Origin of the sequence: Streptomyces sp. NPDC046925, assembly GCF_040644915.1 — a bacterium.
In the GTDB taxonomy this organism is placed as follows: Bacteria; Actinomycetota; Actinomycetes; order Streptomycetales; family Streptomycetaceae; genus Streptomyces.
Genome location: NZ_JBEYWZ010000003.1, coordinates 14,950 through 39,946, shown reverse-complemented (window position 1 = coordinate 39,946; position 24,997 = coordinate 14,950). Strand labels below are relative to the sequence as shown.

The window sequence follows — 24,997 nt, the reverse complement described above, 5'->3', positions numbered from 1 at the left end:
TTGGCGGGGATCGCCAACATCCACTTCTTTACCGCTGGTAATACTTGTCGGTAACTACGTCTAGCGGCGGCCGACGACGGGCCCTTACGGTGCACGCATGCCGCCGAACCTGCCCGATGTCGTGCTGTGGTCCATACCTGCCTTCGTGCTGCTCACCGTCGTGGAGATCGTGAGCGTGCGGATCCATCCCGACGAGGACGAGGCCGGGTACGAGACGAAGGACGCCGCCACCTCCATCACCATGGGGCTCGGCAGTCTCGTCTTCGACCTCCTGTGGAAGATCCCCATCGTCGCGATCTACACGGCGGTGTACGCGCTGACGCCGCTGCACATCCCCGTCCTGTGGTGGACGATCCCGCTGATGCTGCTCGCGCAGGACTTCTTCTACTACTGGTCGCACCGCGGGCATCACGTCATCCGCATCCTGTGGGCCTGCCACGTCGTGCACCACTCCAGCCGCAAGTTCAACCTCACGACGGCGCTGCGCCAGCCCTGGACGAGCCTGACCGTCTGGCCGTTCTACGTTCCGCTGATCGCACTCGGCGTGCATCCCGCGGCGCTCGCGTTCTGCTCCTCGGCGAACCTCGTCTACCAGTTCTGGATCCACACCGAGCGCATCGACAAGCTGCCCCGCCCCTTCGAGTTCGTCTTCAACACCCCCTCGCACCACCGCGTCCACCACGCGTCGCAGGGCGGCTACCTGGACCGCAACTTCGGCGGCATCCTGATCATCTGGGACCGTCTGTTCGGCTCCTGGGTGGCGGAGACGGACCGCCCGGTCTACGGCCTCACGAAGAACATCACCACGTACAACCCGCTGCGGGTGGCCACCCACGAGTACGTCGCGATAGCCAAGGACATCAGGAAGGCGACGAACTGGCGCGAACGCGGCGGAAGGCTTTTCCGAGGCCCTGGCTGGCAACCACAGGCATCTGAGGCATCCGGGGCGCCCGAGGCCCCTGAGGCAGCAAAGTCGGCACCGAAGCCGGCGACGGAGCCGGTGACGGAGAGCGCGGCGTGATCCCTGCCCCCGTCGCGGGCAGGGCCAAGCTGCTCCTCGTGGCGTTCGGCGTTGCCGCGCTGGGTGATCTGGCAGCACTCCTGGCCGGCTCGGACGCAGCCCACACCGTCTTCAAGCCCCTGCTCATGCCGCTCCTGGCGGGCTACGCGGCAGTCGTCAAAGGCCCGCGCCTGCTGACCGCCGCTCTCCTCTTCGGCTGGGGAGGCGACACCCTCCTCCTGCTCGACGCCGACGCCGCGTTCCTCGCCGGAATGGGCTCCTTCGCCGCGGGCCACGTCTGCTACCTCACCCTCTTCAAGCGCCACGGAACGGCACGCGCGCGTGGAGGGTGGCTGGTGGCCGCGTACGCCACCGCCCTGATCGTCACGGTCGTACTCCTGTGGCCGGACCTCCCCGCGGACATGCGCGGTCCGGTGGCGGGCTACAGCCTCCTGCTCACCGCGATGGCGTTCGGCGCCACCCGGCTGGGCCTCGCCGCGGGCGCGGGCGGCGCGCTGTTCCTCCTGTCGGACACCCTCATCGCGACCGGCATCGCCGAGTGGCCGCAGGCCCCCCGCCCCGACTTCTGGATCATGCTGACCTATATCGCCGCCCAGTTTCTGCTGACCGTCGGCGTACTGGCGGCGCAGCCCCGCCGACCCGTGCGGCTCACCAGCGAATCGGCAGCGGCAACGCCGTAAGGAGTGCCGACACCGCCACGACGGCCCCCAGGGCGATGACCTCCCAGCGGGAGGGCGCGTACGCGGAGGTCGGGTCGGCGGCCCTGCTCAACCGCAGGCGGGCGAGGAGCGCGAGGACGGCCACGGCCACCACGAGGAGCACCTTGGCGAGCAGCGTGCGCCCGTAGGCCGTCTCCGTCAGCTGATCGAGGACCGTGCTCGCCGGCATCCGACGCAGCGTGCTGCACACCCCCGTCACGGTGATCGCGGCGAACAGAACGGCCGCCACGCGCGCGTAGAGCCCCAGTACCGCCGCGCCCGCCTCCGGAGCCGACGTCCGCCACAGCCGGAGCATGCGAAGGACCTGAAGCAGGCCGCCCGCCCACAGCACCCCGCAGGTCAGATGCACCAGCGTCAGGCCGGTGCCGATGAGCGGGGAGTCCTCGGCCGGCGGGTGGGCCCGCAGCGCCTCCGCGACGATCACCGCGGCCAGCGGAAGCGCGGCGGTGGACGGGCGGCGCGAGCGCGCGCACAGCAGCGCCACGATGAAGGCGTTGACTTCGAGGAGCGCCAGTCTGCCGTCGCGCGAGGCGTAGAGGCCGCCGATGTCCATGTCGGAGAGCTGATGCGGCACGAGGTTGCCGGTGGCCACCACCGAGGCCAGGCCGAGCGCGGCGACGAGGCCCGCGCCCGCCGCGTACGCCGCCCAGCTCCGCGGCTCCCGCTCCAGCGGCGCCCCCGGCACCCGGCGGGCGAGCCGGATCGCGTACACCTCGCCCAACTGCACGCACAGCGCGGCGAACATGACCGTCCGCAGGAACGTGATCCCGGCGGTACCGGGTGCCTCGGCCTCGCCGGTGCCGTCAAGGGCCGCCGAGGGGCCGAGGAGCGGGACGACGGCGGCGACGGCCACCAGGATCAGCACGGCGACGGCATGGCCCGTAGAGGGGCGGCGGGCGGCGCGGTGCGAGGCGCGGGGCGCGGCGGCGACCGTGTCGGCCGGGGCCTCGCCACCGGGGTCGGCGGACGGTTGTATGGAGCTCACTACAAGATCTTCACCAGGCACCCCCTAAACGGGCAAGTCCTGGCAAACAACTGGCGGATTCCCATTCCGCCCGACAGGCCACTTACACCGCAGTGCCCTCGTGCGCCCCGCCGTCCGTGGCCGCCGACCACCACAGCCTGACCGAGTCCCGCGGGTCCGACGGCCGCAGTTCCCACCCTTGGGCGGTCGCGGCCTCGACCACGTAGTGGCCGCCCACGCCCCGGTAGTTGCGCCACGTGATCTCGCACTCGACGGGCGGGGCAGGCTTCTTCGGCTTCTTGGGGGCGGACGCCCGAGCCGTCCAGCGGCCCACGACCTTGTCGACCCGCGCGCGGTAGTACGCCGCGTCTCCCTCATGGCGCAGCTCGGGCCAGGTCACGCACCAGCGCGGCATCCTCAGCCGCTCCAGCATGCCGTCCGCCAGGGCGTTCAGCTTCCGCTCGCCCGAGTCGCTGACCGCCTCGACGATCTCCGACAGGAACAGGACCACGATGACCCCGGCCAGCACCACCGCCGTGAGCGCGATCCAGAACGGCACGTACACGATCATTCCGACGAAGCCGAGCACCACTTCCCACCGGGGCCGCAGACGCCCCGCCACCCAGTGTCGCGTGTCGGCGGGGACGAAGCCGGAGTCCTTGTACTCGTACATGGCACGTGATCCTCTCGCGAAGGGCCGGGCGGTCGGTGACCGCCCGGCCCGACTCCCGCCGCAGGAGGGTTACTTCCGCACGGCGTCCAGCGCGTCGATCATGCCCGCGCCGTAGAAGCCGTTCTTGTTCTTGCCGCCCGCGCAGACCGCGTCGACCTTGCCGTCACCGTCGATGTCGTACGGATCGGTGCACTTCATGGCGTCGGCCTCGCCGTACAGGAGCGCCTTCACCTTGGCCGAGGACGCGTGCGGGTGGGCCGACTTGATGAGCGCGGCCACCCCCGCGGCATGCGGTGACGCCATCGACGTACCCGCCTTGTAGCCGAACTTGCCGCCCGGCAGGGTCGACAGGATGCGGCCGTCCGTGGCCGGTGCGTCCGGCGTCTGGAACTTCGTGGAGTCGCCGCCCGGCGCCGCGATGTCGACGACGCCCTGGCCGTAGTTCGAGTACGAGGACTTGATGCCCTTCGCGCCCGTGGCCGAGACGGTCACGACACCCGGAAGCTGCGACGGCAGGTCGAAGCAGTCCGCGGTCAGAATCGTCCGCTTGGTCGGCGTCGTGTCGTCCGGGCTGGAGTCGTCCACGATCTCGTCCTGCGCGAGGTCCGTCTCGGCGTTCCCGGCCGCCGCGACGTTCACCGCACCCTTGCGCTCCGCGTACCGGGTGGCCCGCCCGACGGCATCGACCAGGGCCTTCTGGTCGGCGTCCGTCTTGCAGTTGAACAGCCACGGATCGGTGTAGTAGCTGGAGTTGGTGACGTCGACGCCGTGCTCGGCCGCCCACATGAAGCCGCAGACCACGGCCTCCGTGTAGTACATGCCGGTCGCGGGCTCGGCCACCTTCAGGCTCGCCACCTTCACGCCCGGAGCGACACCGGTGATGCCGGTGCCGTTCTTCGCGGCGGCGATCGTGCCCGCCACGTGCATGCCGTGGTCGCTCTCCCCGCTCACCGGACGCCACGCCTTGTCCTTCTGCACGGGCACGCCGCCCAGGCAGCTCGCGGACGCCTTCGCGTCGAAGTTCGGCGCGATGTCCGCGTGCGTGTCGTCCACGCCGGAGTCCAGGACGCCGACGGTGACCCTGGAGCTGCCGAGCGACTCCTTGTGGGCCTTGTCCGCCTTGATGGCGGGCAGGTCCCACTGGAGCGGCTCGAGCTCATCCTGGCCCGCTCCCGCCCGCCCGGCGGCCTTCTGGGCCTCGGCGGCGGTCAGCGGCCGGTCGGCCTCGAGGGCGTCGTCGGACTGCGCGGACAGCGGCGCGGTGCGGGTGGCCCCCGCGGACTGGACGCCCTTCGCCTTGCGGATCTTCCCGGCGAAGTCCGCGTCCGACGAGTGGACGACGATCACGCCGATCCTGTCGTACGCGATGACGACCTTGCCGCCTGCCTTGGCGATGGCCCTCTTCACGTAGGCCGACGTCTTGGCGGACGGCGAACCGCCGTGCCCGGCACGGACGTTGACGACATAGCTCATCGACGCGCCGTCCGTCAGGGACGAGCCGAGTGCGGACACGACGGAGTTCACCGGGGTGTCCGGCCGTGACGCGGCGTCGGGCTGGGCCGATGCCGTGCCCGGCAGGAAGGCGACGGCCGAGGCCACCGCCATGCCGAGCGGGAGTGCGAGCACGCGCCGGGAGCGCGTGAAAGGTGCGGTCATGGTGCGCGTGCCCCTCACTTCTTCACGGCGTCGAGCGCGTCGACGATCCCGCTGCCGTAGAAGCCGTTCTTGTTCTTGCCGCCCTCGCAGACGGCGTCGACCTTGCCGTCACCGTCCGGGTCGTAGGGAGTCGTCGGGCAACCCGGGTTGTCGGCCTGCTTCTTGAGAAGCCGCTGGATCTCGGCGGGGCTCGCCTTGGGGTGCGTCGACTTCAGGAGCGCGGCGACGCCCGCGGCGTGCGGCGAGGCCATCGAGGTGCCCTGCAGCCAGCCGTACTGGTTGCCCGGCATCGTGGAGAGGATGCGGCCGTTCTTCGAGGGGGTGTCGGCCGGGATCTGCCGCGCGTCGCCGCCCGGGGCCGCGATGTCGATGACGCCCTTGCCGTACGTGGAGTAGTACGACTTCAGGTTCTGCACGCCCGTCGCGCTGACCGTGACCACGCCCGGCAGCTGCGTCGGGATGTCGAAGCACTCGGAGGGGTCGATGGTGCGCGGCACCGGCGTCGAGTCGTCCGGGCTCGAATCGTCCAGGATCTCGTCGGCCGCGAGGTCGTGGTTGGAGTTGCCCGCGGACGCGAGGTTCAGGGTGCCCTTCTTCTGGGCGTACAGCTGGGCCCGGTTGACCGCGTCGACGATGGCCCGCTGGTCCGGGTCGTCCATGCAGTTGTAGAGCCAGGGGTCCACGTAGTAGCTGTTGTTCGTGACCTCGATGCCCTTGTCGGCCGCGAACACGAAGGCGCAGACGACGCTCTCCGGGTAGAACAGCTCGCTGACCGGGTCGGCCACCTTGATGCCCGCGACCTTCACGCCGGGCGCGACGCCCGCGACGCCCACGCCGTCGCGGGCGGCGGCTATCTCGCCGGCCACGTGCGTGCCGTGGTAGTGGTCCGGCTTCTCCGGGCGCCAGGCGCCGGGCGAGGTGTCCGCCTTGCCGCCGACACAGCTGGCCGACTGCGAGGCCGAGAAGTTGGCGGCGAGGTCCTGGTGGGTGTCGTCGACTCCGGTGTCGATGACGCCGACGGTGACCTTCTTGCTGCCGGGGTTTATCTTCGCTGCCTTGTCGGCGCCTATCGCGCGCAGATCCCACTGGTCGGCCTCGAGCGGCTCGGCGTCCGCGGCGGCCCGCGCCTTGAGCGACTTGGCCTCGGCCTTCGACAGGAGGGTCGGTGCGCCCTCCTCCGTGGTGCCCGCCGCCGTCAGGGGCGAGGTGCGGGTCGCGCCCGCGGACTGGACCCCCTTGACCTTGCGCAGCTGCTTGCCGAAGTCGGGGTTGGCCGAGTGCGCGACGATGACGCCGATCTTCGGGTACGCGACGACCACGGAACCGTCGGCCCTGGCGATCGCCTTCTTCACGTACGCGATCGTCTTGGAGTCCGTACGGGTGTTGACCACGTACGCGAGCTTGGGGGCCTCGGCCTTCGCCGACGCGGTGGCGGGAGCGTCGGGGGCCGCGGTCGCGACGCCCGGCGCGAAGCCGACCGACGCCGCGAGCGCGATACCGAGGGGCACGCTGAGCGCGATGCGACGTCTGGAACGCAGATGAGCCATGGGATCTCCACATCATCCGGATACGTGAACTGCCCGAACACATCTCGTGATCGGGCAGGTACATGACGGGTCGTGCAGGGTGAAGCTATCCCCCGAACTCCCAGGCCAGCAATGGATTCCGGAAGAAATCGGTCCGTCACCCCGCGCCGGGCGCGCCGCCGAGACGTTGAACAGGTAACGGAACCAACATCGACCCCTGTCGGATCACGTCCCGTGGCCTTAGCATCGCCATCCGTGGCTCAAGTGATCCGCGTCACTGCCGGATCAGAGAGAGTCAATGGATCAGCTGTCCGTCCCCACCGCACCCGCACCACGAGGAGAAGACTCCGTGGCCACCGATGCCTCCCCACCGTCCGAGGACGGAGAAACCCCCGCTCGCCATGCGCCGTCCACGGAAGAATTCCTCCAGGAGCAAGCGAGCCCCGAGTTCGGTGAACTCCGCAAGGCGCACCGTTCCTTCGCCTTCCCGCTGACCGTCGCCTTCATCGTCTGGTACCTCGCGTACGTGCTGCTCTCGAACTACGCGGGCGACTTCATGGGCACCAAGGTGTTCGGCAACATCAACGTCGCGCTGGTCCTCGGTCTCGCGCAGTTCCTGACCACGTTCCTCATCGCCTGGTTCTACTCGCGCCACGCCGCCGCGAAGCTCGACCCCAAGGCCGAGGCGATCAAGTCCCGTATGGAGGCCGGCGCATGAGCCCCGCGCTGAACACCACTGTCCTGGCGGCGGCGTCCGACGCCTCCGAGCACCGGGCGCTGATCATCAGCCTCTTCGCGGCCTTCGTCGTCGCGACCCTCTTCATCACCGTCTGGGCCGGGCGCCAGACCAAGAGCGCCGCCGACTTCTACGCGGGCGGACGCCAGTTCACCGGCTTCCAGAACGGCCTGGCGATCTCCGGCGACTACATGTCCGCCGCGTCCTTCCTCGGCATCGCGGGCGCCATCGCCCTCTTCGGGTACGACGGCTTCCTCTACTCCATCGGGTTCCTGGTCGCCTGGCTGGTCGCGCTCCTCCTGGTCGCCGAGCCGCTGCGCAACTCCGGGCGCTACACGATGGGTGACGTGCTGGCCTATCGCATGCGCCAGCGTCCGGTGCGCACCGCCGCGGGCACCTCCACGATCGTCGTCTCGATCTTCTACCTGCTCGCGCAGATGGCAGGCGCCGGTGTCCTGGTCTCGCTGCTGCTCGGCATCACCAGCGACGCGGGCAAGATCCTGATCGTCGCCCTCGTCGGCGTCCTGATGATCGTCTACGTCACCATCGGCGGCATGAAGGGCACCACCTGGGTGCAGATGGTCAAGGCCGTGCTGCTCATCGCGGGCACCGTCCTGATCACCTTCCTGATCCTGCTGAAGTTCAACTTCAACGTCTCCGACCTGCTCGGCACCGCCGCCTCCAACAGCGGCAAGGGCTCGTCCTTCCTGGAGCCCGGCCTCAAGTACGGCGCGAGCGGCACCTCGAAGCTGGACTTCCTCTCGCTCGGCATCGCCCTGGTGCTCGGCACGGCGGGACTCCCGCACATCCTGATCCGCTTCTACACGGTGCCGACCGCCAAGGCCGCGCGTAAGTCCGTGAACTGGGCGATCGGCATCATCGGCGCCTTCTACCTGATGACGATCGTCCTCGGCTTCGGCGCCGCCGCCCTGCTCAAGCCCGGCGACATCATCGCCTCGAACAAGGCGGGCAACACCGCCGCGCCGCTCGCCGCCCTGGAAATCGGCGGCGGTGGCGACTCCACCGGCGGCGCGATCCTGCTCGCCGTGATCTCCGCGGTCGCCTTCGCCACGATCCTCGCGGTCGTCGCGGGCCTCACCCTCGCCTCGTCGTCCTCCTTCGCGCACGACATCTACGCGAACGTGATCAAGAAGGGCAAGGCCACCGAGAAGGAGGAGATGAAGGCGGCCCGCTGGTCGACCGTCTTCATCGGCATCGTCTCCATCGCCCTCGGAGCCCTGGCCCGTGATCTCAACGTGGCGGGACTCGTCGCCCTGGCCTTCGCCGTCGCGGCCTCCGCGAACCTGCCGACGATCCTCTACAGCCTCTTCTGGAAGCGGTTCACCACGCAGGGCGCGCTCTGGTCCATCTACGGCGGACTGATCGCGGCCGTCGGCCTCGTGCTGTTCTCGCCGGTCGTCTCGGGCAAGCCCACCTCGATGTTCCCCGACGCGAACTTCGACTTCTTCCCGCTGGAGAACCCGGGTCTGATCTCCATCCCGCTGGGCTTCCTGCTCGGCTGGCTCGGCACGCTCCTGTCGAAGGAAGAGGCAGACAAGGGCAAGTACGCGGAGCTGGAGGTACGGTCCCTCACCGGTACCGGAGCCCACTGACCCGCCTCGGCTCCACCTGAAACACGCAGGTCAGCGGCCGCGTCGTAGATCGTTGGTAGATCTCTACGACGCGGCCGTGCCGCTCCTCGTGGGATCGGGCCCCCGACGCTGTCAGTCCCGTCACGTAGGCTCGTGGTATCTGAACCGAACCGGCTGAACAGGATCAGGGAGGGGGCCCACGTGCTCATCGACACCTACGGCCGAGTGGCCACCGATCTGCGGGTTTCGCTGACGGACAAATGCAACCTGCGCTGCACGTACTGCATGCCCGAAGAAGGCCTGCAGTGGCTGTCCAAGTCCGAGCTCCTCAGCGACGACGAGATCGTCCGGCTCATCCGGATCGCCGTGACGCAACTCGGCATCACCGAGATCCGCTTCACCGGCGGCGAGCCACTGCTGCGCCCCGGCCTCGTCGGCATCGTCGAGCGCTGCGCCCAGCTCGAGCCGCGCCCCAAGATGTCCCTGACGACGAACGGCATCGGCCTCAAGCGCACCGCCGCGGCCCTCAAGGCCGCGGGCCTCGACCGGGTGAACGTCTCCCTGGACACACTGCGCCCGGACGTCTTCAAGACCCTCACCCGCCGCGACCGCCACAAGGACGTCCTTGAGGGCCTCGAAGCGGCCCGCGAGGCGGGCCTGACCCCGGTCAAGGTGAATACGGTCCTGATGCCCGGCCTGAACGACGACGAGGCCCCCGACCTCCTCGCCTGGGCCGTCGAGAACGACTACGAACTGCGATTCATCGAGCAGATGCCGCTGGACGCCCAGCACGGTTGGAAGCGCGACGGAATGATCACCGCCGGTGACATCCTGCAGTCGCTGCGTACGCGCTTCGAGCTCACCGAAGAGGGCTCCGGCGAGCGCGGCTCCGCGCCGGCCGAGCGCTGGATCGTGGACGGCGGACCGCATCGCGTCGGCGTCATCGCCTCCGTCACCCGCCCGTTCTGCTCGGCCTGCGACCGCACCCGCCTGACGGCCGACGGCCAGGTCCGCACCTGCCTTTTCGCCACCGAGGAGACCGACCTGCGCGGGGCCCTGCGGGCCAACGCCGAGGACAGCGAGGACGGCTCGGACGAGGCGATCGCGCGCATATGGAAGCTCGCGATGTGGGGCAAGAAGGCGGGCTCGGGCCTGGACGACCCGACGTTCCTGCAGCCTGACCGCCCGATGTCGGCGATCGGCGGCTAGGAGTCGGAGGACTCGCCGCGCGCTTCCCACTCGGCGAGCGGCACGACGTCCTTCAACATGCTGCGCACGCCCAGGAATTGGGAGAGGTGCTCGCGGTGTTCCTCACAGGCGAGCCACGTCTTGCGGCGCTCCGGAGTGTGGATCTTCGGGTTGTTCCAGGCGAGCACCCACACGGCGGCGGCGCGGCAGCCCTTGGCGGAACAGATCGGTGTTTCGTCGCTCACAGCTAACGTCCAAGTGCGTTCAAAACAAGGCGACGCCGAGCAGCCACGGGGGGAGCTGCCCGGCGTCGGTCTGTCGCTCCGACGGGGGATGCGGAGCGCGTACGAAGTATGTCATGGGGGACCCGCTACCCGGCACCGGAACTACATGATTGATCTGAGCTTTTCTTGAGCTTGGCGCAACGTCGACGGTCAGTTCTGGTGGCCCTACGGAGCGTTGGGACCGCCCTGTCCGGGGCCCGCGCCGCCTTCCGGGACGGGTTCCGCGGCCTCGCCGGGCGCCGGCGGCGGCGGAAGGATTGGCCGGGATGGCGCCGGTACGAAGGTCGACGGCAACGAGGGGGCGTTCTCCCGGCCCGCGTTGGCGATCACGACGGAGATGTACGGCAGGAGGATGCCGAGCACCAGAGCGACGAAAGCAACGTGTCGCTCGACGTTCCACAGCACCGCCGCGGCGATGACCGAAAGGGTGCGGATCGACATCGAGATCACATACCGGCGCTGCCTGCCGCGTACGTCCTCCGCGAGACCCTGACGGGCCCCTGTGATCCGGAAGACCTGGGCGCCGCTCTGCTTCCGCATCACATTCCACCGCCTGCTCACAAGAGGCCGGGCGCTCCCCGGCCCGGACCTGCTCCACGTTACGCCGGGGCTGCGCAGCCTTCGAGACCGGGGCGGGTTCCTTCTCGGTGTCCTGACTGCGCCGTGCCACGTATGGGGGCGCCCGACATGCGCCGTATGGAGGATCGGTCGACACTGGCCGTAATGCTCATGTTGAGCCGGATGAGGAGGCAGCTATGAGCTGGTTGTGGGCCATCGTCGTCGGATTCGTGCTGGGGTTGCTCGCCAAGGCGATCCTGCCCGGAAAGCAGCACAGTCCGCTCTGGCTGACCACGATCTTCGGCATCATCGGCGCGATCATCGGCAACTCGCTGGCCTCCGGGTTCGGCATCGCTGACACCAAGGGCATCGACTGGGGTCGGCACGCCCTGCAGCTGGTGGCGGCGCTCGTCGTCGTGGGCGTCGGAGACATGCTGTACAAGATGATCAGAGGCAACAAACAGCAGCGGGCCTGACCTGCGGCTGCGCGGTACACGAAAGGGGGCCGGCCCATATGGGCCGGCCCCCTTTCGCAGAGGCAGGGGAACGCGGGCCCAGGCCCGCGTCCTTCGCTCAGCCCGCGGTGACCTCGACCGCCGCCAGGTTCTTCTTGCCCCGGCGCAGCACCAGCCAGCGCCCGTGCAGCAGGTCCTCGCGCGACGGCACGGCGTCCTCGGAGGCGACCTTCGCGTTGTTCACGTAGGCACCGCCCTCCTTGACCGTGCGCCGGGCCGCGGACTTGCTCGCCACCAGGCCGACCTCCGCGAGCAAGTCCACCACCGGGCCGAGCTCGGTGACCTGGACGCGCGGCAGCTCGGAGAGGGCCGCGCTCAGCGTCGCCTCGTCGAGGTCGCCGAGCTCGCCCTGGCCGAACAGCGCCTTGGACGCGGCGATGACCGCGGCGCACTGGTCGGCGCCGTGCACCAGCGTCGTCAGCTCCTCGGCGAGCGCGCGCTGGGCCGCACGGGCCTGCGGACGCTCCTCGGTGAGCTTCTCGATCTCCTCCAGCTCCTCGCGGGACTTGAAGCTGAGGATGCGCATGTACGTCGAGACGTCGCGGTCGTCCACGTTCAGCCAGAACTGGTAGAACGCGTACGGCGTGGTCATCTCCGGGTCGAGCCAGACGGCGCCGCCCTCGGACTTGCCGAACTTGGTGCCGTCCGCCTTGACCATCAGCGGCGTGCCGACGGCGTGCACCGTGGCGTCCGGCTCCAGGCGGTGGATCAGGTCGATGCCCGCCGTGAGGTTGCCCCACTGGTCGCTGCCGCCGGTCTGCAGCGCGCAGCCGTAGCGGCGGTAGAGCTCCAGGAAGTCCATGCCCTGGAGCAGCTGGTAGCTGAACTCCGTGTACGAGATGCCCTCCTGGGACTCCAGGCGGCGGGCCACGGAGTCCTTGGTCAGCATCTTGTTGACGCGGAAGTGCTTGCCGATGTCCCGCAGGAACTCGATCGCGGACATGCCCGCGGTCCAGTCCAGGTTGTTGACCATCAGCGCGGCGTTCTCGCCCTCGAAGGACAGGAACGGCTCGATCTGCGAGCGCAGCCGGGCCACCCAGTTCGCGACCGTCTCCGGGTCGTTCAGGGTGCGCTCGGCGGTCGGCCGCGGGTCGCCGATCTGGCCCGTGGCGCCGCCCACCAGCGCGAGCGGGCGGTGCCCCGCCTGCTGGAGGCGGCGCACGGTGAGGACCTGCACCAGGTGCCCGACGTGCAGGCTCGCCGCGGTGGGGTCGAAGCCGCAATAGAACGTGACGGGGCCGTCCGCGAGCGCCTTGCGCAGTGCATCTTCGTCCGTGGACAGGGCGAAAAGCCCCCGCCACTTCAGCTCGTCGACGATGTCCGTCACGGTCCTGTGTCTCCTTGAGAGGTTTCTGGCCGGTCGAAAGGCTGCCGGCCGGTACCGGCTGGCACCGGCCAGTCTATGGGCGTCACACGCCTTGGCTGACCGAGCTCATGTTGAAGTCGGGGATGCGCAGGGCGGGCATCGCGGCCCTAGTGAACCAGTCGCCCCACTCCCTGGGCAGCGTCTTTTCCGTGCGCCCGGCCTCGGCGGCCCGCGAGAGCAGGTCGACCGGCGACTCGTTGAAGCGGAAGTTGTTCACCTCGCCCACGACCTCGCCGTTCTCCACGAGGTAGACGCCGTCCCTGGTGAGCCCGGTGAGCAGCAGGGTGGCCGGGTCGACCTCGCGGATGTACCAGAGGCAGGTCAGGAGCAGCCCTCGTTCGGTACTCGCGACCATCTCCTCCAGGGAGCGGTCGGTGCCGCCGTCGAGGATGAGGTTGTCTATGGCGGGGGCCACCGGCAGACCGGTCAGGCCCGCGCTGTGCCGGGTGCTGGTCAGATGCGCGAGCTCGCCCGCGCGTACCCAGTCGGTGGCGGCCAGCGGAAGCCCGTTGTCGAAGACGGACGAGTCGCCGCCCGAGGCGTGCGCGAGTACGAACGGCGCGGACTCCAGACCGGGCTCGTTCGGGTCGCTGCGCAGCGTCAGGGGCAGCTCGGCGAGCCGGTCGCCCACCCGGGTGCCGCCGCCGGGCTTGGAGAACACCGTCCGGCCCTCCGCCGCGTCCCGTGCCGAAGCCGACCACAGCTGGTAGATCAGCAGGTCGGCGACGGCGGTGGGCGGCAGGATCGTCTCGTACCGGCCCGCGGGCAGATCGACGCGCCGCCGGGCCCACCCCAGGCGCTTGGCTAGCTCCGCGTCCAGCGCCGCCGGGTCGATGTCCTTGAAGTCCCGGGTGGCACGCCCCGCCCACGCCGACTTCGTGCGGTCGGGGGACTTGGCGTTGAGTTCGAGGGTGCCGTTGGGCTGGTCGTGCCGCAGGCGCAGGCCCGTCGACGTACCGAGGTAGCTCGTCACGAGTTCGTGGTTCGCGAAGCCGTAGAGCTCGCGCCCGCCCGCGCGGGCGGTGGCGAACGCCTCGCCGAGCGCGGGGGCGAAGTCCGTGAAGACCGAGGAGGACGTCTCGCCGGGCGCGTCCCTGAAGTCCGCGGACTCCTCGGCCCCGGCCACCAGCGGCTGCGCGTCCTCGGCGGGACCGGCCCCGCGCGCGGCGTGCTCGGCCGCGCGGACCAGGGGCTCCAGTTCGGCGGCGGTCACGGCCGAGCGCGATACGACGCCGGAGGCCGTGCCTTCCTTGCCGTCGACGGTCGCGATGACGGTGAGGGTGCGGCCGCGGGTGACGCCGTTCGTGGTCAGGGCGTTGCCCGCCCAGCGCAGGTTCGCGGTCGAGTGCTCGTCGGCGATGACGACGCAGCCGTCGGCGGTGGACAGTTCGAGGGCGCGCTCGACGATCTCGTGCGGCTTGTTCGTACGGCTCGTACGAGAGGTCATCGGCCCGCCTCCTGCGTGGTGTTAAGGATGTTCACGCCTCGGAACAGGGCCGAGGGGCAGCCGTGCGAGACCGCCGCGACCTGGCCCGGCTGGGCCTTGCCGCAGTTGAAGGCACCGCCGAGCACATACGTCTGCGGGCCGCCGACCGCGGCCATCGAACCCCAGAAGTCGGTCGTCGTCGCCTGGTACGCGACATCGCGGAGCTGACCGGCGATGCGGCCGTTCTCGATGCGGTAGAACCGCTGCCCGGTGAATTGAAAATTGTACCTTTGCATATCAATTGACCATGAACGGTCGCCAACCACGTAAATGCCGCGATCGACGCCCGCGATCAGGTCCTCCGTCGAGAGCCCGCCCGGATCCGGCTGCAGCGACACGTTCGCCATGCGCTGCACCGGCACATGGCCGGGGGAGTCCGCGTACGCGCACCCGTTGGAGCGCTCGAAACCGGTGAGCTTCGCGATGCGCCGGTCCAGCTGATAGCCGACCAGGGTGCCGTCCTTCACCAGGTCCCAGGACTGCGCGGCCACGCCCTCGTCGTCGTACCCGATGGTCGCAAGCCCGTGCTCGGCGGTCCTGTCGCCCGTCACATTCATGATCGACGAGCCGTACGCCAGCTTGCCGAGCTGGTCGAAGGTGGCGAAGGAGGTGCCCGCGTACGCCGCTTCGTAGCCGAGCGCGCGGTCCAGTTCGGTGGCGTGGCCGATGGACTCGTGGATGGTCAGCCAGAGGTTCGACGGATCGACGATCAGATCGTACGAGCCGGCCTCCACGCTCGGCGCCCGCATCTTCTCGGCGAGGTAGCCGGGGATGCGCTCCAGCTCGGCGTCCCAGTCCCAGCCGGTCCCCGTGAGGTACTCCCAGCCGCGCCCGGCCGGCGGCGCGATGGTGCGCATCGAGTCGAACTCGCCGCTCGTCTCGTCGACCGCGACCGCGGTGAGCTGCGGGTGGAGGCGGACCCGCTGCTGCGTGGTCACCGTCCCCGCCGTGTCCGCGTAGAACTTGTTCTCGTGCACCGTGAGCAGCGAGGCGTCGACGTGCGAGACGCCGTCGGCGGCCAGGAGACGGGAGCTCCACTCGGCGAGCAGCCCGCTCTTCTCCTCGTCCGGCACGGAGAAGGGGTCGATCTCGTACGCCGACACCCAGGTCTTCTCCGCGTGCACCGGCTCATGGGCGAGCTCCACTCGCTCGTCGGAGCCCGCCGCCTTGATGACCTTGGCGGAAAGCTTGGCCATCGCCACGGCTTGTGACGCGACCTTCGCCGCCGCGTCCATCGTCAGGTCCACGCCCGAGGCGAAGCCCCAGGTTCCGCCGTGCACGACCCGGACCGCGTAGCCGAGGTCCGTGGTGTCCGACGTACCGGACGGCTTGGCGTCCCGCAGCCGCCAGGACGCGCTGCGCACCCGCTCGAAGCGGAAGTCCGCGTGATCCGCGCCCAGGGCACGCGCGCGGGCGAGTGCCGCGTCGGCGAGAGCCCGCAGGGGCAGCGCCGTGAAGGCTTCATCGATGGAATGGGGCACGGATGTCTCCCTGCTGTCGGCACCGGTCGGTCAGATCATGTCGCGCGTGGAGGCCCGGCGGCCAGAGTTTTCTGTAGGGACCCGACAGTGAGTCCGGTACGCCACTGTCGGTCGTCGATTCTCCGTATGGAGCACCGTACCGATAGGTTTTCGAGGTACCAGACCGCTATCGAAAGGGTGATCCGTTGAGCCGCTCGGTTCTCGTCACCGGAGGAAACCGGGGCATCGGCCTCGCCATCGCCCGCGTCTTCGCCGACGCCGGCGACAAGGTCGCGATCACCTACCGCTCGGGTGAACCGCCCCAGGCCCTCACCGAGCTCGGAGTCCTCGCCGTCAAGTGCGACATCACCGACACCGAGCAGGTGGAGCAGGCCTACAAGGAGATCGAGGAGAAGCACGGTCCCGTGGAGGTCCTGGTGGCCAACGCCGGGATCACCAAGGACCAGCTCCTCATGCGGATGTCCGAGGAGGACTTCACGTCCGTCCTCGACACGAACCTCACCGGCACCTTCCGTGTCGTCAAGCGCGCCAACCGCGGCATGCTGCGCGCCAGGAAGGGCCGCGTCGTCCTGATCTCCTCGGTCGTGGGCCTGATGGGCGGTCCGGGGCAGGCGAACTACGCCGCCTCCAAGGCCGGCCTGGTCGGTTTCGCGCGCTCGCTCGCCCGTGAGCTCGGGTCGCGCAACCTCACCTTCAACGTCGTCGCGCCGGGTTTTGTCGACACCGACATGACCAAGGTGCTCACCGACGAGCAGCGGTCGAACATCGTGGCGCAGGTGCCGCTCGGCCGCTACGCGCAGCCCGAGGAGATCGCCGCCGCGGTCAAGTTCCTCGCCTCGGACGACGCGTCGTACATCACTGGAGCCGTCATCCCCGTTGACGGCGGATTGGGCATGGGTCACTGATCACCATGAGCGGAATTCTCGACGGCAAGAAGATCCTGATCACGGGCGTTCTGATGGAGTCCTCCATCGCGTTCCACGCGGCCAAGGTCGCGCAGGAGCAGGGCGCCGAGGTCATCCTCACCGCCTTCCCGCGCCCCACGCTCACCGAGCGCATCGCGAAGAAGCTGCCCAAGCCCGCCAAGGTCATCGAGCTCGACGTGACCAACCAGGAGCACCTCGACCGGCTCGCGGGCCTGGTCAAGGACGAGCTCGGCGGTCTCGACGGCGTCGTGCACTCCATCGGCTTCGCGCCGCAGGGTGCCTTCAACTTCCTCGAGGCGTCCTTCGAGGACGTCGCGACGGCGATGCACGTCTCGGCGTTCTCCCTGAAGTCGCTCACCATGGCCTGCCGCCCGCTGTTCGAGGACGGCGCCTCGGTCGTCGGCCTCACCTTCGACGCGCAGTTCGCCTGGCCGAAGTACGACTGGATGGGCCCGGCCAAGGCCGCCCTGGAGGCCACGAGCCGCTACCTCGCCCGCGACCTGGGCAAGGAGAACATCCGCTGCAACATGATCTCGGCGGGTCCGATCGGCTCCATGGCCGCCAAGTCCATCCCGGGCTTCGCCGACCTCGCGGACGTTTGGAACACCCGTTCGCCGCTGGACTGGGACATGGCCGACCCGGAGCCCGCGGGCCGCGGCATCGTCGCGCTGCTCTCGGACTTCTTCCCGAAGACGACCGGCGAGATCATCCACGTCGACGGCGGCGTGCACATGATGGGTGCCTGAGCAGGCATTACGTACGTCTCCGACGCCCCGTCCCCCGCACCGCGCGGGAGACGGGGCGTCACCCGTTCGGCTCACCGGCCAGGCGGGGCCGGGGCCAAACCGCGCACCCTGAGGTGTGCGCCCGTCATCTCCCGCGGTGCTCGCCGCTCTCACCCTGCTGATCGCCCTGCCGCACGGCGCCGCGTCGCATGCCGTCACAGAGGCGGAGCCTCCACGCGCACGCGTGGAGGCCGGTGAACCCCGGCCGTTCGGCGCGGAGTGCCGCACCGGCGTCGAGGGCTCGGAGGCGGTCGCGTACTGCCACAACCCGTACCCCGAGACCGACCGGGTGCGCCTGCACGTCGAGTGCGAGCAGTGGTGGGACATCGACAGCGACGGAGTGCCCGTCGAGGCGGGGCCCGCCTCCACGGTGCGGCTCACCGGGCGGTGCTGGAAAGAGATCCGGACGGTCTGGGTCAGCCACGAGAAGTGAGGGTCGCGGCCGGGGCGGCCCGGTGCCCCGGATCAGGCTCGTGCCGCGTCGTCGAAGAGCTCCGGGCGGCACATGAAGGGGTAGCCCGCGGCCTCCTTCGCCGCCGCCTCCGCGTCGCTCTCCCGGATCGCATCGACGAGCCTGGCGTGGTCCATGTGGCTCTCGGGGGTCAGCTTCTCGCCGACGTCCTCGCGCAGCCAGTCCCGCATGACCTCGCCGAGGTCCGCGTACATCGCCGTCATCACGTCGTTGTGGGACGCGGCCACCACGGCCAGGTGGAAGGTCGCGTCCGCCGTCACGAAGGCCTCCGCGTCGCCCGAGGCCCAGGCCTCCTCGCGGCGCTCGAGCAGGGCGTCGAGCTGCTTGAGGTCGCGCTCCGTGCGCCGCTGCGCGGCCAGCTTCGCCGCGCTCGACTCCAGCGTGCTGCGCAGCTCCGCGATGTGCCGCGGCTCCGCGTCGGCGAACCTGCGCTGCATCACGCCGGCCAGTTCGCTCGTCGCGACCACATAGGTGCCCGAGCCCTGGCGGATGTCGAGAAGGCCGTTGTGCGCGAGGGCGCGGACCGCCTCCCGGACGGTGTTGCGCGCCACGCCCAGCTGCTCCACCAGCTCGGGCTCGGTGGGGATACGGGAGCCGACCGGCCATTCTCCCGACGAGATCTGGTTGCGCAGCTCGGCGATGACCTGCTCGGAGAGCGCAGATCGGTGAGGGGTGGTCAGCGGCATGACGTTCCTTCGTGCGCGATGTGACGGAAACAGAGGCAACGGATTGGACAGCCAATCATCCCATGATTCTATGATGGCTCCATGGCTAGTGAGGAAACCAGGACGATGACACCGACACCGACGACACCGATACGTACCGACGCGGCGAACGGGGCAGCGCAGAAACAGCCCGCCACGCGCGCGTGGGCGACGCGTCTCGTCATGGTCGGCATCGTCCTGGCCGCCCTCAACCTCCGCCCCGGCATCACCAGCCTCGGCTCCCTCCTCGAAGAGGTACGCGACGGACTCGGCATGAGCGGCACGCTCGCCGGCCTGCTGACCTCCGTCCCGCCGCTCTGCTTCGCGATCTTCGGGGTGATGGCTCCGCGGCTCGCCCGCCGGTTCGGCCCCAGCGCGGTGGTCTGCGCGGGCATGGTCGCGATCGCCACGGGCCTGGCGATCCGCCCCTTCCTCGGCGGCACCGTCGGCTTCCTCGCCGCGAGCGCGCTCGCCCTCATGGGCATCGCGGTCAGCAACGTCCTGATGCCGGTGATCGTCAAGCGCTGGTTCCCCGACCGGGTCGGCTCGATGACCGGGCTCTACTCGATGGCCCTCGCCCTCGGCACCTCGCTGGCGGCGGCCATCACGGTGCCGGTGACCGACGCCCTCGGCGGCAGCTGGCAGACCGGCCTCGCGTTGTGGGCGACCCTCGCCGTCGTCGCCGTCGTGCCGTGGCTGCCGCTCGTGCGGGACCGGGGCGCCGCGTCCGCCGCCCCGGAGCACGTCAGCTCCGAGGTGCGCCAGGAGGACGCGCAGCTGCGGATCACGCGCAGTCGTACGGCATGGGCGCTGGCCTGCTTCTTCGGGCTCCAGGCCACCGCCGCGTACATCACGATGGGCTGGATGCCGCAGATCTTCCGTGACGCGGGGGTCCCGGCGGGGGAGGCCGGTGTCCTCCTCGCCGTCATCATGGCGATGGGCGTGCCGCTGGCCTTCGTCATCCCGCGGGTCGCCACCCGGCTGCCGAACCAGGGCCCCGTGGTGGTCGTGCTCGGCGTCTGCGGTCTCGCCGGGTACGCGGGCCTCTACCTCGCCCCCGCGGGCGGTGCCTGGGTGTGGGCCCTGCTGCTCGGCGTCTCCAACTGCGCCTTCCCGCTGGCCCTCACCATGGTCGGCATGCGGGCCAAGAGCAGTGTGGGCGTCGCCAAGCTCTCCGCCTTCGCGCAGAGCACGGGCTACCTCATCTCGATTCCGGGGCCGCTCCTGGTGGGCGTGCTCTACCAGCACAGCGGCGGCTGGGGGCTGCCGATCGCGCTCATGGCGGGCCTGATGGTGCCGCAGATCGTGGTGGGCATCCTGGCGGGCCGCAACCGCACGGTCGAGGACGAGATCGCGGCGGCCGGCTGACGCCGGGAGAGTACGGCCGCCCGGCCTCAGGGGCGTGCGGCCGCCTGACCCCGGGGGAGTACCGCGCACCCCGGCGGAGCCGCCCCGGACAAAGGGTGCGAGACTCTTCCCATGCCAGTGCTCGACCCGAACCCCCAGAACGGCCAGAAGAAGCTGCTCATCGTGCTTGGCTCGATGCTGGCCATCACCGTGATCATCGGGATCATCGCCTCCATCGCCTCGCCGTGAACTGACCCCGGCGGGGCCGGTGGTGGGGCTAGCACCACCATCCCCTAGGGGGTCAGTGTCAGGGTCAAGTGGGTGGATCACCGGATGTGCTGAGGGTCGCCTGATCCGTACCTTCGAGATGTGGCCGCGAAGACGCGGCACGGAGGACTCGAAGACCACGGAGGCGGCATGTCGGCCCGTTCGCACATCAGGCGCGACCCGGGAGCCACCAAGGACTCCGCGAGCGTCGAGATCCAGCTTCCGTGGTGGGCGATCGCCCTCCCCGCCATAGCCTTCGCGGCCCTGCTCCTGCTGATGCTGAACCCCGCCGACGCCCACGCCACGGCAGGCGAGCCGGTGGTCACCCACTTGCTGGAGCGCATCCAGGAGACGGTCTTCCGTACGACCGGGTGACCCGCCCCCGGCGGTCGCCGTCACCCGTGCCGGGGGAGCAGTCCAACTCCCTGCGCCCACCGGCGGGTTTCATGCGAAGCTGGGACCCATGAGCGTCGCAGAACCCCGCAGGATTGTCCTTTTCCGGCATGCGAAGGCCGACTGGCCGCAGGTGTCCGACCACGAGCGTCCGCTCGCGGAGCGAGGCCGCAAGGATGCGCCCGTCGCAGGGCGCAAGCTGGCAGACAGCGGCATCCCTCTCGACCTGGCCCTCTGCTCGACCGCCGCCCGGACCCGCGAGACATGGAAGCTCGCGGTCCATGAGCTCCCGCACAGGCCCAAGACCGTCTACGAGGACCGGCTGTACGAGGCCTCTCCGGGCGAGCTGATCGCCGTGCTCAACGAAACCCAGGACGACGTGCAGAACGTCGTACTGATCGGCCACAACCCCGGAGTGCAGGGGCTCGCCGACATCCTGGCCGGCGACTCCGAGGGTGACGCCCGTACGCGGATGGACCGCCGCGGCTTCCCCACGGCCGCCTTCGCCGTCCTGACGTACTCCGGCTCGTGGAAGGCCCTGGAGCCGGGAGTCGGCACCCTGGTCGACTACTGGTCGCCTTCCGAGTAGATCTTCCCGGCAGACCCTGAGCAGACCCTGAGCAGGCCCCGACGCACGTACGGTGATGGGCCCCGGAACCGCAGCGGTTCCGGGGCCCATCACCGTACGCCGTAAGTGCGTCAGTCGGTGTGCGTGTCCGCGGCCTCGACCTCTTCGCGGGTGACGCCGAGGAGGTAGAGGACGGTGTCGAGGAAGGGCACGTTCACCGCGGTGTGCGCGGCCTGCCGGACGACGGGCTTGGCGTTGAAGGCGACACCGAGACCGGCCGCGTTCAGCATGTCGAGGTCGTTGGCGCCGTCGCCGATCGCCACGGTCTGCTCCAGCGGGACCCCGGCCTCCTCGGCGAAGCGGCGCAGCAGACGGGCCTTGCCCGCACGGTCCACGATCTCGCCGGTCACCTTGCCGGTGAGCTTGCCGTCGACGATCTCCAGGGTGTTGGCCTGCGCGAAGTCGAGGCCGAGACGTTCCTGCAGATCATCGGTCACCTGGGTGAACCCGCCCGAGACGACGCCCACTTGGTAGCCGAGGCGCTTGAGCGTGCGGATGAGGGTGCGGGCGCCGGGGGTGAGGCGGACCTCGGAGCGGACCTTGTCGACGACCGAGGCGTCGAGTCCGGCGAGGAGCTCCACCCTGGCGTGCAGCGACTGCTCGAAGTCCAGGTCGCCGCGCATCGCGGCCGCGGTCACCTCGGCGACCTCGGCCTCGCAGCCTGCGTGCGCCGCGAAGAGCTCGATCACCTCGTCCTGGATGAGGGTCGAGTCGACGTCCATCACGACGAGCCGCTGGGCACGGCGGTGCAGGCCCGCCGCGACGACGGCGACGTCCACGCCGAGCTTGGCCGCCTCCAGGGCGAGGGCGGTCCGCAGCGGCTCGGTCTCCGTGCCGGAGACGGCGAACTCCACCGCGGTGACGGGGTACTTGGCGAGCCGGAAGATACGGTCGATGTTGCCGCCGGTCGCGGTGATGCTGGCGGCGATGGAGGCCGTCGACTCGGCGGTGAGGGGGTGGCCGAGCACGGTGATGTGGGAACGGCCCAGGCCACGCGGGCGGTTGTCGCCGATGCCCGAGATGATCTCGGCCTGCATCTTCAGGGACTCGGCCCAGCTGTGCACGGTGGACCGCAGGTCGCCCTCCAGACCGGCCGGCGGCTCGGTCACGAGCGCGCACAGCACTATGCGGCCACGGGTGACGACCTGCTCGATGTCGACGACGTCGACGGAGTAGGCGGCGAGGGTGTCGAAAAGCCCTGCGGTGATTCCGGGGCGGTCCTTGCCGAAGATCTTGACGAGGAGCGTGGGGACATCGGCGGGCTGCGGGTGATGAGGAGCGCTCATGGTGAGCCCACCGTATCCGGCGCCCCGCTCACCCCGCGGAGCCGGTCCGCGTACCGGACACCGCCTGCGGGCGGGGCCTGCCTCCGCCCGCCATGCCGGGGCCCGTCTCCACTTGCCCCCGGCGGGCCATCTGCATCCGCCGCTGCCTCTCGCGCCCGGCGTTCGACCGCTCTCGTGCGCCGCTGCCTCTCGCGCCCGGCGTTCGGCCGCTCTCATGCGCCGCTGCGCGGCGATCTTTTCCCGCCCACCCGCCCGTTACCCCGCGTTCGGCCGGTCTTGTGCGCCGCTGCGCGGCGATCTTTTCCCGCCCACCCGCCCGATATCCCGCGTTCGACCGCTCCCGCCCACCCCTCGGTGCCGCTTCTCTTCCACCCACCGGCCCGTTAGCTCGCATTCGACCGTTCCCCCGCCCGTCCTGCCCCCGTTATCTGACGCCGGGTGATCGGGTGGGTGGGTGGGTGGGTGGGAGACATCCGGCGCGAAGCGCCGGTCCCGAATGCCCCGGACGTGCAGGCAGGCGGAACGGGGCCTACCGCCCCCGGCCTCCCCGGGGCCCGGATCGAGGCCCCGGTGGCGGAGGTGGAGGGGGCGGTGGGGGTGGCCATTCGCCGCCCTCGTCCGAGGGGCGGGGCCGGGGCTTCGGGCGGGGAGGGGGAGTGACCGGTCCCGCCACCGTCGGCGCGCCGGAGACATCGCGCGGCGGCCGGAGGTAGGGGTTGGTGTCGGGGTTCGAGGGCCGGTAGGGCGCACTGGGGCTGTACGGCCCGGCTGACCCAGGTGGTCCGCCTGCCCCAGACGGTCCGCCTGCCCCAGGCGGCCCGGCCGGCCCGGCTGACCCAGGTGTCCCGACCGCTCCAGGGCGCCCGGCGCCGCCGGCAGTTCCATGCACCCCGGCCGACCCAGCAGCCCCCGCCGCAACCGCCCCTCCCCCCACACGGGCAAACACCGAAACCCGACCCCCCGCAGCCCCGCTCGCCACCGTGAGCAACGCCCCCACCGCCCCCGCCCCCGCACCCCACACCGCACCGAGAAGCAACGCCATCCCCAACTGCCCGTGCAGCTCGATGCCCGCGCCGAAGGCGTCGAAGCCGAGCACCGAGAGCGACGCGTCCGCGGATACCCCCGTCAGCCACACCAGCAACGGCAGTCCGAGCGCCGTCACCACGCCGAGCCGCACTCCACACTGCCCCGCGAACCTCAGGGCGCCCGTCTCGCCGCGTAAGTAAGGAGTGCGGACGGCGGTGAGCACCCCGGCGAACAGGATCATCAGGGCCGCGGCGACGCCGAGAAGCCACACCCGGCCGTCGATTTCCGCGAGCCGCCCCAGCGTCACCGCCTCGCTCCCGGAGGAGCCTGACCCGGTCAGGAGGTCGTCCACCGGATCCGGAAGCAGCTTCGCCAGCTGCCCCGTCGCCTCGCCGTCCCACGGCACGAAGAGCCCGACCGGCACCCCGAGCCACACCCCGTTCGGCGCCCCCAGCAGCGCCGCCCCCGCGATCCGCTTGGGATGGTCGTCGCCGATCATCGCGTACAGCGCCGCCGCGAGCCCCGCGAGCACCGCCACGAGCAAGACGGTGACCAGCGCCGACGAGGCAGGCCGCACCACGCGATGCACGACGTCCCACCCCCGCGGCAGCGGCGTGCGCCGCGAGGCGAGCAGCGCGATCAGCAGCACGACGAGCACCCACACCGCGCCCCCGAGCAGCGTCGGACCCGTCTCCACGGTGAAGCCGACCGACGCCTTGGCCTGCGCCAGATCGCCGAGACGATCGGGCAGCAGGCCCCCGATGTCACCGAGCCCACCGGGCAGTTTGTCCGTGATGTCGTCCGGAAGCTGGTCGATCCCTTTGTCGATGCCCTGGTCGATCCCCAGCTGGTCGCCCTTGATCGTGATGATGTCGTGACCCGCCCAGGCGAGCCCCCCGAGCATCGCGACAAAGAGGACGATCACCGCACCGGCCCGCGCGGCCAGTTCCGCGGGAGAGATCACAACTCCCGCCCCGCGCAGGGAACGTAGGAAAAAATACGCAAGGAGTACCGCGCCTGCGAGGCCGACACCCAGCGGTGCGACATCGATCGCGGTGGTCGCCTCCGCCCCTTCGAGGCCGAATGCCGACACGTCGCCCGACGGCGTGACCGAGCCCCCCGCGCCGAGCGCCACCACGGCCGCCGTCATCGGACCCAGCGACGCGGCCGCGTCCGCGCCGAGCAGATGCAGGCCGAGCGCCGCCGTGCCGGCCATGCCGACAAGAGCCCAGCTCACGGCGGCGATCGCGGAGAGCAGCACATCGCCCCACCGCACGCCCCGGCCTTCGGCCCGCTTATCGCCGGTCTCCATCAGGACCCCCCCGACTCGCACCGCGTCGCCCTATTCACGCGAGATATGTGCAATACGCATGATCCGTATGCACTCATGGGCGGTTA

Annotated in this window: 25 protein-coding genes; 13 read left to right on the top strand and 12 right to left on the bottom strand. The window is 70.2% G+C overall.

What is annotated here, in order from left to right; translation table 11 throughout:
• Positions 1–97: 97 nt before the first annotated feature.
• The gene (locus ABZ906_RS13370; protein ID WP_361381555.1) at positions 98–1,021 is read left to right on the top strand and encodes a sterol desaturase family protein; all 924 of its coding nucleotides are present in this window, start codon (positions 98–100) and stop codon (positions 1,019–1,021) included.
• A complete protein-coding gene (locus ABZ906_RS13365; RefSeq protein ID WP_361383131.1) occupies positions 1,021–1,701 on the top strand; it encodes a lysoplasmalogenase in 681 nt (226 codons plus the stop codon). The genes ABZ906_RS13370 and ABZ906_RS13365 overlap by 1 nt, the downstream gene beginning before the upstream one ends.
• On the opposite strand, the gene ABZ906_RS13360 is transcribed toward ABZ906_RS13365, so the two are convergent.
• From ABZ906_RS13360 to ABZ906_RS13345, 4 genes are all read right to left on the bottom strand, one after another.
• Positions 1,670–2,725, bottom strand: coding sequence for a CopD family protein (locus ABZ906_RS13360; RefSeq protein ID WP_361381552.1), 1,056 nt, complete (start codon positions 2,723–2,725; stop codon positions 1,670–1,672). The two genes, ABZ906_RS13365 and ABZ906_RS13360, sit on opposite strands and share 32 nt — an antisense overlap.
• Positions 2,726–2,807: 82 nt before the next feature.
• Positions 2,808–3,377: a hypothetical protein gene (locus ABZ906_RS13355; protein WP_361381549.1), complete on the bottom strand. Its 570-nt coding sequence runs from the start codon at positions 3,375–3,377 to the stop codon at positions 2,808–2,810.
• A gap of 69 nt (positions 3,378–3,446) precedes the next feature.
• Positions 3,447–5,033, bottom strand: a complete 1,587-nt coding sequence (locus ABZ906_RS13350) for a S8 family serine peptidase (RefSeq protein ID WP_361381548.1) — start codon at positions 5,031–5,033, stop codon at positions 3,447–3,449.
• 14 nt (positions 5,034–5,047) lie between these two features.
• Positions 5,048–6,580, bottom strand: a complete 1,533-nt coding sequence (locus ABZ906_RS13345) for a S8 family serine peptidase (RefSeq protein WP_361381546.1) — start codon at positions 6,578–6,580, stop codon at positions 5,048–5,050.
• Between the two features lie 328 nt (positions 6,581–6,908).
• On the opposite strand from ABZ906_RS13345, the gene ABZ906_RS13340 reads away from it, so the two are divergent.
• The 3 genes from ABZ906_RS13340 to moaA all read left to right on the top strand — a co-directional run bounded on the left by ABZ906_RS13340 (position 6,909) and on the right by moaA (position 10,096).
• Complete coding sequence (locus tag ABZ906_RS13340; RefSeq protein ID WP_361381543.1) at positions 6,909–7,277, top strand: DUF485 domain-containing protein; 369 nt, start codon at positions 6,909–6,911, stop codon at positions 7,275–7,277.
• The gene (locus tag ABZ906_RS13335) at positions 7,274–8,908 is read left to right on the top strand and encodes a cation acetate symporter (RefSeq protein WP_361381540.1); all 1,635 of its coding nucleotides are present in this window, start codon (positions 7,274–7,276) and stop codon (positions 8,906–8,908) included. Before ABZ906_RS13340 ends, ABZ906_RS13335 begins: the two co-directional genes overlap by 4 nt.
• A 180-nt stretch (positions 8,909–9,088) precedes the next feature.
• On the top strand, positions 9,089–10,096 hold the full coding sequence (gene moaA, locus ABZ906_RS13330) for a GTP 3',8-cyclase MoaA (protein ID WP_361188121.1): 1,008 nt from the start codon (positions 9,089–9,091) through the stop codon (positions 10,094–10,096).
• Here moaA and ABZ906_RS13325 read toward each other — a convergent pair.
• Both ABZ906_RS13325 and ABZ906_RS13320 read right to left on the bottom strand, forming a co-directional pair.
• The gene (locus ABZ906_RS13325) at positions 10,093–10,320 is read right to left on the bottom strand and encodes a hypothetical protein (RefSeq protein ID WP_361188119.1); all 228 of its coding nucleotides are present in this window, start codon (positions 10,318–10,320) and stop codon (positions 10,093–10,095) included. The two genes, moaA and ABZ906_RS13325, sit on opposite strands and share 4 nt — an antisense overlap.
• Positions 10,321–10,524: 204 nt before the next feature.
• Positions 10,525–10,899 (bottom strand): DUF3099 domain-containing protein, encoded by a 375-nt coding sequence (locus ABZ906_RS13320; protein ID WP_361381537.1) that lies wholly within the window; start codon positions 10,897–10,899, stop codon positions 10,525–10,527.
• A gap of 215 nt (positions 10,900–11,114) precedes the next feature.
• Here ABZ906_RS13320 and ABZ906_RS13315 point away from each other — a divergent pair, with 215 nt between their 5' ends.
• Positions 11,115–11,393, top strand: a complete 279-nt coding sequence (locus ABZ906_RS13315) for a GlsB/YeaQ/YmgE family stress response membrane protein (RefSeq protein WP_361188114.1) — start codon at positions 11,115–11,117, stop codon at positions 11,391–11,393.
• Positions 11,394–11,490: 97 nt separating this feature from the next.
• On the opposite strand, the gene tyrS is transcribed toward ABZ906_RS13315, so the two are convergent.
• The 3 genes from tyrS to ABZ906_RS13300 all read right to left on the bottom strand — a co-directional run bounded on the left by tyrS (position 11,491) and on the right by ABZ906_RS13300 (position 15,765).
• Entirely contained in the window at positions 11,491–12,759 is a 1,269-nt protein-coding gene (tyrS, locus tag ABZ906_RS13310; RefSeq protein ID WP_361381534.1) for a tyrosine--tRNA ligase, read from the bottom strand.
• Between the two features lie 82 nt (positions 12,760–12,841).
• Positions 12,842–14,245, bottom strand: a complete 1,404-nt coding sequence (locus ABZ906_RS13305) for a TldD/PmbA family protein (protein ID WP_361381531.1) — start codon at positions 14,243–14,245, stop codon at positions 12,842–12,844.
• Positions 14,242–15,765: a TldD/PmbA family protein gene (locus ABZ906_RS13300; RefSeq protein WP_361188107.1), complete on the bottom strand. Its 1,524-nt coding sequence runs from the start codon at positions 15,763–15,765 to the stop codon at positions 14,242–14,244. The genes ABZ906_RS13305 and ABZ906_RS13300 overlap by 4 nt, the downstream gene beginning before the upstream one ends.
• 185 nt (positions 15,766–15,950) lie before the next feature.
• Between ABZ906_RS13300 and fabG the strand changes: the two genes are divergently transcribed.
• The 3 genes from fabG to ABZ906_RS13285 all read left to right on the top strand — a co-directional run bounded on the left by fabG (position 15,951) and on the right by ABZ906_RS13285 (position 17,909).
• Entirely contained in the window at positions 15,951–16,670 is a 720-nt protein-coding gene (gene fabG / locus ABZ906_RS13295) for a 3-oxoacyl-[acyl-carrier-protein] reductase (protein ID WP_361188104.1), read from the top strand.
• Between the two features lie 5 nt (positions 16,671–16,675).
• Complete coding sequence (fabI, locus tag ABZ906_RS13290; RefSeq protein WP_361188102.1) at positions 16,676–17,437, top strand: enoyl-ACP reductase FabI; 762 nt, start codon at positions 16,676–16,678, stop codon at positions 17,435–17,437.
• Between the two features lie 115 nt (positions 17,438–17,552).
• Entirely contained in the window at positions 17,553–17,909 is a 357-nt protein-coding gene (locus ABZ906_RS13285; protein ID WP_361188099.1) for a hypothetical protein, read from the top strand.
• A gap of 32 nt (positions 17,910–17,941) precedes the next feature.
• Here ABZ906_RS13285 and ABZ906_RS13280 read toward each other — a convergent pair whose 3' ends face one another.
• Positions 17,942–18,634 (bottom strand): FadR/GntR family transcriptional regulator, encoded by a 693-nt coding sequence (locus ABZ906_RS13280; protein ID WP_361381528.1) that lies wholly within the window; start codon positions 18,632–18,634, stop codon positions 17,942–17,944.
• 81 nt (positions 18,635–18,715) lie between these two features.
• Here ABZ906_RS13280 and ABZ906_RS13275 point away from each other — a divergent pair, with 81 nt between their 5' ends.
• The 4 genes from ABZ906_RS13275 (at position 18,716) to ABZ906_RS13260 (ending at position 21,248) form a co-directional block, all read left to right on the top strand.
• Positions 18,716–20,020, top strand: coding sequence for an MFS transporter (locus ABZ906_RS13275; RefSeq protein ID WP_361188094.1), 1,305 nt, complete (start codon positions 18,716–18,718; stop codon positions 20,018–20,020).
• A gap of 111 nt (positions 20,021–20,131) precedes the next feature.
• Positions 20,132–20,248 carry an SGM_5486 family transporter-associated protein gene (locus ABZ906_RS13270; protein WP_150166275.1) on the top strand — a complete coding sequence of 39 codons (117 nt, stop codon included), beginning with the start codon at positions 20,132–20,134 and terminating at the stop codon, positions 20,246–20,248.
• Positions 20,249–20,368: 120 nt separating this feature from the next.
• On the top strand, positions 20,369–20,641 hold the full coding sequence (locus ABZ906_RS13265) for a hypothetical protein (RefSeq protein WP_361381525.1): 273 nt from the start codon (positions 20,369–20,371) through the stop codon (positions 20,639–20,641).
• An 88-nt stretch (positions 20,642–20,729) separates the two neighbouring features.
• Complete coding sequence (locus ABZ906_RS13260; protein WP_361381522.1) at positions 20,730–21,248, top strand: histidine phosphatase family protein; 519 nt, start codon at positions 20,730–20,732, stop codon at positions 21,246–21,248.
• Positions 21,249–21,358: 110 nt separating this feature from the next.
• Here ABZ906_RS13260 and serB read toward each other — a convergent pair whose 3' ends face one another.
• Complete coding sequence (gene serB / locus ABZ906_RS13255; RefSeq protein ID WP_361188087.1) at positions 21,359–22,573, bottom strand: phosphoserine phosphatase SerB; 1,215 nt, start codon at positions 22,571–22,573, stop codon at positions 21,359–21,361.
• A 529-nt stretch (positions 22,574–23,102) separates the two neighbouring features.
• A complete protein-coding gene (locus ABZ906_RS13250; protein ID WP_361381519.1) occupies positions 23,103–24,911 on the bottom strand; it encodes a streptophobe family protein in 1,809 nt (602 codons plus the stop codon).
• Positions 24,912–24,997: the final 86 nt, after the last annotated feature.

Bases quoted from the DNA above. Each gene is read 5' to 3' on its own strand.
- ABZ906_RS13260 (WP_361381522.1), top strand. From the start codon at position 20,730: ATGAGCGTCGCAGAACCCCGCAGGATTGTCCTTTTCCGGCATGCGAAG.
- ABZ906_RS13355 (WP_361381549.1), bottom strand. From the start codon at position 3,377: ATGTACGAGTACAAGGACTCCGGCTTCGTCCCCGCCGACACGCGACAC.
- ABZ906_RS13280 (WP_361381528.1), bottom strand. From the start codon at position 18,634: ATGCCGCTGACCACCCCTCACCGATCTGCGCTCTCCGAGCAGGTCATC.
- ABZ906_RS13250 (WP_361381519.1), bottom strand. From the start codon at position 24,911: ATGGAGACCGGCGATAAGCGGGCCGAAGGCCGGGGCGTGCGGTGGGGC.
- ABZ906_RS13275 (WP_361188094.1), top strand. From the start codon at position 18,716: ATGGCTAGTGAGGAAACCAGGACGATGACACCGACACCGACGACACCG.
- ABZ906_RS13320 (WP_361381537.1), bottom strand. From the start codon at position 10,899: ATGCGGAAGCAGAGCGGCGCCCAGGTCTTCCGGATCACAGGGGCCCGT.
- serB (WP_361188087.1), bottom strand. From the start codon at position 22,573: ATGAGCGCTCCTCATCACCCGCAGCCCGCCGATGTCCCCACGCTCCTC.
- ABZ906_RS13270 (WP_150166275.1), top strand. From the start codon at position 20,132: ATGCCAGTGCTCGACCCGAACCCCCAGAACGGCCAGAAGAAGCTGCTC.
- ABZ906_RS13350 (WP_361381548.1), bottom strand. From the start codon at position 5,033: ATGACCGCACCTTTCACGCGCTCCCGGCGCGTGCTCGCACTCCCGCTC.
- ABZ906_RS13345 (WP_361381546.1), bottom strand. From the start codon at position 6,580: ATGGCTCATCTGCGTTCCAGACGTCGCATCGCGCTCAGCGTGCCCCTC.
- ABZ906_RS13305 (WP_361381531.1), bottom strand. From the start codon at position 14,245: ATGACCTCTCGTACGAGCCGTACGAACAAGCCGCACGAGATCGTCGAG.
- fabI (WP_361188102.1), top strand. From the start codon at position 16,676: ATGAGCGGAATTCTCGACGGCAAGAAGATCCTGATCACGGGCGTTCTG.
- ABZ906_RS13370 (WP_361381555.1), top strand. From the start codon at position 98: ATGCCGCCGAACCTGCCCGATGTCGTGCTGTGGTCCATACCTGCCTTC.
- ABZ906_RS13335 (WP_361381540.1), top strand. From the start codon at position 7,274: ATGAGCCCCGCGCTGAACACCACTGTCCTGGCGGCGGCGTCCGACGCC.
- ABZ906_RS13315 (WP_361188114.1), top strand. From the start codon at position 11,115: ATGAGCTGGTTGTGGGCCATCGTCGTCGGATTCGTGCTGGGGTTGCTC.